This is a genomic window from Sulfurimonas sp. (genome assembly GCF_028694895.1).
Taxonomy (GTDB): domain Bacteria; phylum Campylobacterota; class Campylobacteria; order Campylobacterales; family Sulfurimonadaceae; genus Sulfurimonas.
In genome coordinates, this window is record NZ_JAQVKA010000067.1 from 1 (window position 1) to 8552 (window position 8552).

6 protein-coding genes, 1 tRNA gene and 1 pseudogene are annotated in these 8552 nt (G+C 31.5%); 1 reads left to right on the plus strand and 7 read right to left on the minus strand.

The window, feature by feature from the left end; all coding sequences use genetic code 11:
* Positions 1-1740, minus strand: a pseudogene (locus tag PHI38_RS07630) (DNA mismatch repair protein); the annotation flags it as partial.
* Positions 1741-1904: 164 nt separating this feature from the next.
* Between PHI38_RS07630 and PHI38_RS07635 the strand changes: the two are divergent.
* On the plus strand, positions 1905-2423 hold the full coding sequence (locus tag PHI38_RS07635) for a GNAT family N-acetyltransferase (RefSeq protein ID WP_299854630.1): 519 nt from the start codon (positions 1905-1907) through the stop codon (positions 2421-2423).
* A 57-nt stretch (positions 2424-2480) separates the two neighbouring features.
* On the opposite strand, the gene dinD is transcribed toward PHI38_RS07635, so the two are convergent.
* The 6 genes from dinD to PHI38_RS07665 all read right to left on the minus strand — a co-directional run bounded on the left by dinD (position 2481) and on the right by PHI38_RS07665 (position 8471).
* A complete protein-coding gene (gene dinD / locus PHI38_RS07640) occupies positions 2481-3317 on the minus strand; it encodes a DNA damage-inducible protein D (RefSeq protein WP_299854633.1) in 837 nt (278 codons plus the stop codon).
* Positions 3318-3641: 324 nt separating this feature from the next.
* Entirely contained in the window at positions 3642-5189 is a 1548-nt protein-coding gene (locus PHI38_RS07645; protein ID WP_299854635.1) for an LA2681 family HEPN domain-containing protein, read from the minus strand.
* 391 nt (positions 5190-5580) lie between these two features.
* Positions 5581-5799, minus strand: a complete 219-nt coding sequence (locus PHI38_RS07650) for a cold-shock protein (RefSeq protein WP_299854638.1) — start codon at positions 5797-5799, stop codon at positions 5581-5583.
* 265 nt (positions 5800-6064) lie between these two features.
* Positions 6065-6154 (minus strand) — tRNA-Ser (locus PHI38_RS07655).
* 60 nt (positions 6155-6214) lie between these two features.
* Positions 6215-6898, minus strand: a complete 684-nt coding sequence (gene pyrF, locus PHI38_RS07660) for an orotidine-5'-phosphate decarboxylase (protein ID WP_299854640.1) — start codon at positions 6896-6898, stop codon at positions 6215-6217.
* 61 nt (positions 6899-6959) lie between these two features.
* Complete coding sequence (locus PHI38_RS07665) at positions 6960-8471, minus strand: hypothetical protein (RefSeq protein WP_299854642.1); 1512 nt, start codon at positions 8469-8471, stop codon at positions 6960-6962.
* Positions 8472-8552: the final 81 nt, after the last annotated feature.

Consider the following 8552-nt stretch of genomic DNA (forward strand, 5'->3'; position numbering starts at 1 on the left):
TTGCAACTGGGTAAATCTCTCTCTTGACAAAACAACAATTTTGCGGCGGTTTTTCATAATCAAATCAGAGAGATTATCTGGAAATGCAGAGGTTATTTTTACGTTGTTTGTGAGTTTTTTAACTGTGAACTTTTTGAAATCCTCATCTTTGTAAAACTCAGACTCAATCATAGAAAATCTGTTTTTACTAAGAGATATATAATAGCCCTCTTTTTCTAAAAGTCCAAGCGCTACATTTGAGCCTGGGCCACCAACAAGAAGCTCTATTTTTGCCATGATATCTTCAAACGCGATAAGCATTGTTTGGTTCTCTTTGACTAAAGTGTCTATCGCTTCATCAACACCGCTCATGAGGAAGTTTTCATCAACGCTGTTTGTAGTAAAGCGTCTTGAGACATCCAAGTCTATACTCTTTGAGATATCTCTTAAAAACTCATCAACTTCACTCTCTCCAAAAGGTGTTTTTTGTATCTTATGCTTTTTTGCATATCCAACCAACTCTTTTACACTAAGCATAGAGTCATAAATATGGTTCATCTCAAAAGGGTGAAGCCTGCCAAGATAGAGCCTTCTTGAGAGCCGCTCTAAGTCATAAACTCCACGCATAACTTCATCTAGATATCTTGTATGAGAAGAGACTTTATCTATGAGGTTATAGCGACGCTCAAGTTCATCTTGCTGTATGATTGGGTTTAGCAGTCTCTCTTTTAAAAGCCTTCGCCCGATTGCAGTCGCGCTCTTATCAAGAAGCTTTAGAAGTGTAAACTCATTTTTGTCTTTTGAGATTACTCCCATCTGCTCTAATGCGCTATTTCCAAGGTACATGTAGCGTCTGTTGTCTATAATTTTTGGGAAGTCTAGTTTTTGAACTATATGTATATCATGCTCAATTACAAAATGGATAAGAATCGCCAAAGACTCACTTATCATGGGGCTTCGCTCTAAATCAAGATGCTCGATGGCAGAGAGAAGAGATTTTATCTGATAAACCTCGCAGAAGAGCCTATTTTGAAACTCTACACGAGGTCTTTGGTTGTTTATGCTGTAGTGATAATGTTGTGCGATTTCAAGATATTGCATGGCATGGCGCTGATCTTCTACACCATCCAAAAAAGTAACAACTATCTCAGAGGTACGATAAACATTTAAAAGGTTGAAAATTTCATCAAGCGCGTAAGATGGGTCTTCACTTGTTCCATGGCTTTCATAAAGCCATGTTTTACCAGTTGTAACATCAATAGCGCTATATCCGACTTCATAAATATCTCTATGTTTATCAATCAAAATCGAGACTATGTAGTTGTCATCATTATCAACGATGTAGTCAAAGTTCGTTCCAGGAGAGACTATTTGTGAGACATAACGACTTATCTTTGGCGGATTTCCTCTTTGCTTTACAACGATAACTGTATATTTTTGCTCTGAGATTAATCGGCTTAGATATCTATCAAACGAGAGCGCTGGAACTCCTGCAAGAAGAGGATTTTTATCGCTGTTTTCTACTATGTTTTTATTTTTTTTGGTAAGCTGGATATTTAGAAGTTCTGCTATCTCTTTTGCTTTACCTATTTGCATATCATCGTTATTTACTTCATAAACTTCAAAAAAAGTACCAATCTCAATAAAGACAACTGTATCTTTTCCATACTTTTGCTCAAAATGTCTTTGAAGTTCAAAATATGTTTGAGTTAGTAATTTATCTTTGCTATTTAAAATAGCGTCAATATCTGATGAGAGCATGGGTTACTTTTATGTTGTATTTTAGGTAATGATTATAACACAAAGAGCATTTAATCTTTGAGCATCAAGCAGTAAAGGAGCGCATGTATAGGCGAATTGTCTTTGTGTTATAATTTAACAACTATTAAGGTAGAAACTCTGCTACTTAATCATAAAGGTTGATATTGCATTTTGATATGATAACTACAAGCTCTCACGCCTCTTTTGATGCAGCTTGGAATCTTTATGAGAGGGCCTTTCCTCTCAATGAAAAACGAACCAAAGAAGAGCAAGAGATAACCATGCAAAAAGAAAACTACTCTTTTATGGCTTGTTTTAGCGAGGAGTCTTTTATCGGAATTTTAGGATTTTGGAAAATAGAAGATTATTTATTTATAGAACATTTTGCAATAGATGAAGCATTTCGTGGACAACATTATGGCTCTAAAGTTTTAGCAATTTTTTTAGAAAAACATACAGAAGTTTTTTTGGAGATAGAGCCTCCGTTATGTGAAATAAGCAAACGTCGTTTGAAGTTTTATCAAAATCTAGGGTTTGTACAAAACGTTTTTGAGCATTATCAACTTCCATTTAGAGACGGTGATACTCTTTTGTCACTTCGTATTCTTTCATGGCAAACACCACTTAAAAAAGAGCGTTACGATATGCTTTATGCAAAAATGCAAGAGCTTTTACCTATTTAGTTGGCATATAATAAACAAGAAAAGTGCCTGCCACCCATTATTTTTTATACTCAGCTTCTATTTTATAAGCTTTTTTTGCTCTTTTTCTATTTTAACAATACTTTTTTCTGGTACTTCTAAATCTTCAGGCATTGTTCCACCCAACTCTTCAATAGTTTGTCTTACTTTTTTCCCTACTTCATGATGCGTTTGATTTGCACTATGCTTATCAAAAATCCCATCTTTTTTAAGTTTTTCTTCTGCTTGTGTTGCGCGAAAAAGGTTAGCTGCCAGCTCTGTACTTCCCATATAGTCAAGTATCTTATGAGACTTTTTAAGTCCTTTTTTGTGATGGATACCTTTTGCATCAAGTCCACCATATAAACCTTTATAACCATGATTTTGAAATATAGCAAAGTCGAGTGATGTTTCAACTCCAGATTTAGAGGCTGTATCTACAAGCTGTTTATTATGTTCTATAAGTTCATTTCTCAAAAAGAATCTTTTTTCATCCTCTTTAAGTTGTGTAAATTTTTCATCATCTTGTAGCTCTTGGCGTCTTGTTTGGATTGCAAAGTATGTCTGTCCATTGGCTACTATTGGTTTGGATGGGTCTGCATTTTGGACAATAAGATAACAAGCATAACGAGAAAGAGCAAAAGATGGATAAGGGTTACTTACTCCTGAACCACCTAATACCACCTCGTTGGCTTCAACGAGGTGGTCTGAAACATTCTGTCCGCTATTTTTACACGCTTCTTTAGCCTTTTGGATTACATTTGTAAAATTTCTAAAATCACTATATCCGAGTAATTTACCTAAAGCTCTTGCATACCAGAATTCATTACCATCTTTATCAGTTTGCTTTATATCCTCAAATGATTGGTGATGAGTTTGCTCTATATCTTTATTCATTTTATCCACCTTAACTACTTTCAAATATCATAGTATAAAAAATTTATTTTTAAAGATAATATGACAAAATGACATATATATGCTATTTAGTTCTATATGTAAGAAAATACGGGTGTGTTATTTTGTATATTTCATATTTACTTCCGAGTACCTCTTACTCTTATTTGTGGCTATTTATACATTCCTAAGCTGGAGCGGCTGGAACGAGGACAGTTTTTATTTAAGATAATACTAAGAAAAGTTTCAAAAGAGCGTCTGACACTCTTTTTTTTATTTTATAAACAATTTTTCTAAGGCTTTTGTATTTTTATAAATCTATTTTATCTATCCTTTGTATGTTTTTAATTCTACTGACATATATCTACCATCATTATTCTTTCGTGATTCTTCAATATGAACAGCAAAAGATAAATAAATCATCGCTTCTCTTGCTAGTTGTGCAAGATGTAATGTTTTTACCTTTATATCATCTTCTGTGATATAAAAATTTCTTTTTCTATCACTCACTGTTTCATACTGTACAATATTCAATATTTTTATATTGATAAATTTATGTTCTAAATGATTTCTTATATCACTCAATTTTTCTGCTTCCGGTTCTAAAGAATCTAAAAAATCTTTTGAATTTTTATCACTATAAAATAAATCTTTGCTTATTAAATACAGCCCTCTGAGGGCCAAATTTTCGCTCTGATTAAAAATTAATTTTATATTTTTTGGCTTATTTTGCTTATCGAAATCGTACCAAATTTTTCTAAAGTCCACTTTTGTTTCATGCAATCCAGTCTGAAAATACTCATTCATAAAAAAGGCTATTTTGTCAAAAATTGAATAAAATCCTCGAAAAGCTAGTTTGATTTTTTCTATGTTAATGTCATATAAATTATAATCGTAATCATCTGTAATTGATGTCTGTTTATCATAAAACTTTTGTGTTTTTTTACTTAAACCTTCAAATAAAAGGTGCCTATTTGCAATGTACTCTTGTTTAATTTGATTGAAATAAGTAATAAACCTTGGGAATCCTTCATCAATGCTAGTTGTCAAATTAGGTAAACTTAACGGGTCATGAGAGGCTATCTGATAATTTCCTAAATCATTCAAAGGATTTAAAAAAAGTTTATTTTGTAAGCACCAATTTCTATATTTTTTTTCATTAGTTGAATATTTTGTTTTATAGTTTTTAAAAAGGCTTAAATCTTCTAAATTTTTTATATTCTCATATTGTTTATAATAATCAATTTTTTCTTGAACGATATTTTTGATGTTCATGTAGTAATTAGGGTTATCCTTATATATTTGTAAACAAATAACTAGAAATTCTTTTGTCTCTTTTAAAATTTTATAAGCAAATTGACTAAAAATAAATGCATGATTAGGGTCATATTCCAATTTAGCATAATATTCAAATGCCAATGCCTTGTTGAGATTTGCTAAAATAAAATTTGGATGATATGTAATATTTTTATTAAAAAATTTTAATTCAATAGCTTTATCAAAATATCTAATCGCATTGATAGTTCGTCCATAATGACTAAAAGCATTTGCTAAGTTCACATTTATAGCTACTTGAAGCTCTAAACTTAAATCTTTAAATTTGTTTTGTAATTTCGCTTTTCTATAATAATAAATCTCTTTGAACACTTCTTCTTGCTCTAATGACCAAGCTTGGCTTTTATTTTCTTGATGCTTAGCTGTTCTAATACCACTCCAAGCATTTCCGAGCAAGTAATAACAATATGCTTTTTCGATTGAGTCTAGCAATGTTTCTGTATAATCAGTATGAATAGCAATAATTATATTTAATTCATCATTGTTTTTTTTATCAATTGCATTATCAATAATGCTTGCTAATTCATCTAGGCTTGACATATTTATTATTGATTTTCCATAATCTTTTTATCATCTTCTGTTAAATAGTAAAGTTTATAAACCATCTCATCAATCTCTTTATCTGTCTTTGTTATCTCACATTTTAGCTTATATATAAAAGTTTTATCGTTTTTGAAGTTTCTTTCTTAGTGTCTCGCGCTTTTGGCTCTAAAAAAATAAGAGAAACTAAAAGATATAAAAGTGAGATAAGCCCTATAATAGAGTTTATAATTAACTTGGATTAGATTAAATATTATTTTTTTTGTATTGTGTTTTATGCAAATATTATATCAGCTTTGATTAACTAAAATGAATGTTTAAAAGAGAGAGTGTAGTTGTTTGAAAAAGTGGTAGAGAAAGTTCAAGCAGCTAATAGCTGCTTGAGTAAAAATTACAGACCTGTAACGTTTTCTGCTTGTGGGCCTTTTTCGCCTTGACCAACTTCGTAAGTCACTTTTTGACCTTCGTCTAGTGATACACGACCATGACCGCTGCTGTTAATTTGACGAAAGTGTACAAATACATCTTTTCCGCCGTCTTCTTGTTCGATAAATCCGAAACCTTTTTCACTGTTGAACCATTTAACTGTTCCGTTTACTAATGTTGCCATTGTAACTCCTTGTTTTTTTTTGTAAATTCACCAAATTGCTAAGGTGGTAAAAAGTCTAATATAAAGTTTTATTTTAGGTCGAATGTACTGTTAACAAGAAGTCATCAATATAAAGTAAACTAAAGATGTAACTTGAATCATCTTTTCTTAATGGGAATTATAGCTGGATAAAAGGCAAAGCACAAGTAGTAGTTTAATTTGTGTAAATTATATAAATTTTGATTGTTTTTTGAAGAGGTTTTAAAGGCCTAAAAATAGGTCTTCGTGGTGGACAGAGAGGGATTTGAACCCTCGGTACAGTTACCCATACGCATCCTTAGCAGGGATGTGGTTTCAGCCGCTCACCCATCTATCCATTGAAGGATGCAATTATAGTCATACATAGATAACATATAGCTTAATTAAGCCATATATTTTACATTTGTTCTAATATTCTCTTAAGTACATCTGCTGGATTTTTAGAGTTATAAATCGGGCGGCCTACAACTATAAAATCTACATCCACACTCTTTGCAAATGCCACATCTGCCACTCTTTGTTGATCCCCTGAATCTTCGCCAAAAGGACGTATACCTGGAGTAAGCGTCATAAATGTTTTGTTTGTAATATTTTTTATAGAGCTACTCTCATAAGCTGAACATACAACGCCATCAAGGCCACTCTCATAAGCATCTTTTGCAAACTGGTCAGCTTTTTTTGAGATAGTATCTCCATATACTTCACCAAACTCATCTTCATTAAACGATGTAAGAGCAGTTACAGCTAGGACTATTGGACGGTTTTCATATGGCTCAAGTCTGCTCATAACTTCTTTCATAGCTCTTTTTCCAGCACTTGCATGAACATTAAACATATCAACGCCTAAAGACATAATAGACTCCGCAGCATCAGCCATTGTGTTTGGAATGTCATATAGTTTTAAATCTAAAAATATTTTAAAATCAGGGTTTATTTTTTTTATATCTTTTAAAAACTCTTCGCCATCTCTTATGTAAGAGCGAAGACCTACCTTTAGCCAAACATCATAATCTTTTATTTTATCAATTAGAGCTAAATTTTCTTCTTTACTTGGCAGATCAAGGGCTACACAAAGTTGCATTGCTTCTCTTTTTTGTTGTATTTTTATGAAATTGTAGCATTATTTGCATCTAGCACCTGTTCTACTTGTCTAAAAGTATCATTTTAGATGTTAAGGCTTTTATTAAAGAATTTGTTATTGAGATAAATGCTTCTTCATTTTGCTTAAGAATCATCTCTTCTCTTTTTTCTTGTCTAGTTAGCGCATCAATCTCTTTTTTTGTATTGTTGTATAGAAGCAAATCATCTTTGCCTACCATTTTAGAAAGTAGCTTGGCATGTTTTTCTCTTTTTAGCTGCATCTCTGATCTTATGTCTTGTATACTATTTTTCAGACTCTCTTTATATTGTTCATTTTTTGAAGAATCTAATGAGTCTATATCAAGATTTAATTTTTTTGCTAGAGAGGTTATTTCTTGAGAGAGTTGATTCATCTCTTTTGTTATTATATTGTTGTATTCCATTGGAGAGAGACCATCTATATATAGATCACTTATACTATCTTGAAGGTCCTCTTTTTGGCCAAGTATAGCCTCTAGAGACTCATCTGTTTTCATATAGATTTTAACGATAGACATCATAGAAGATACTGTCCACTTCATACCATTTTCGGCTTCAATCTCAGGGACTTTATATTTTTGTCCATCTATTACAAGTACATTTAGTGAGTAGTATTTTAAAAAATCAATCATATATTTGTTTGATACGCTAACCTCAGAGAGTATCATATTTGCTATATATCCAAACACCTCTTTGAAGTGCACTCTAAATACATATCCAGAGAAGCCTTTGAAAAACTCTGGGTTATTATCAAAGAGATTTTCTAAATGCTCAATAATGATAGCTTGGATAAAAGAGAAAACATACTTCTCATAAGTGATATTATCTATCTTTTTCTCAAGTAAATATACATTAACAAACTGCTCTGCAACCTCATAAAAAAAATACTTATTTTCATCTTTTATAAAAAAGTTTTTATAAAATGATATAAGATGCTCTTCACTTATACCATTGTATCTCTCAGCTATAGTGTTCTTTTCGCTCTCTGAGACTTCACGATAATTGGACATGTCAAATAGTTTTATAAAAATCTGCTCTTTTTTAATAATAACTATATCACTCTTCTCAAGCTCAAGAGCCTCTCTTATTGCATGCTTTAAAAGTTCTTTTTTATTTATCTCTTCGTTTGTAATATGGCTTGCAAAGTGAGTTAATTTAAGCGTTAAATCTTTGCCCATACAGATAAGATCTTTTTTTTCATTACTGTCATACTCTATAAGATCACTGTTTTCTTCTATGATATTGATTAAGGGGTCTAAATTTACACTATCTTTAGGCTCTATCTTATATGGAAGAAGTTTCATACGAAGCTGTGTAGAAGATATCTTAAAAAGAACAGAGCCAAGTGATTCAAAATGTTCTCTTAGCGCTTCTTTGATAGTAGCTTGGACCTCTGGTGTCTCTATAGTGACATCATTTAGATGTTCTTCTAGATATGAAAAAAGCTTTTCATTATGTTCATCTTCCCACACAAAGTAGATAGATGGTTCGCCAATGATTGTTTTTAAGTGTATTTTTAATTTTGGTAATAACATATTGTGATAATTAGCTCATTTATTAATAATATTTTTAAATAATTCTACAATCTAATATTTAAAGGCAACTTATAAAGTATA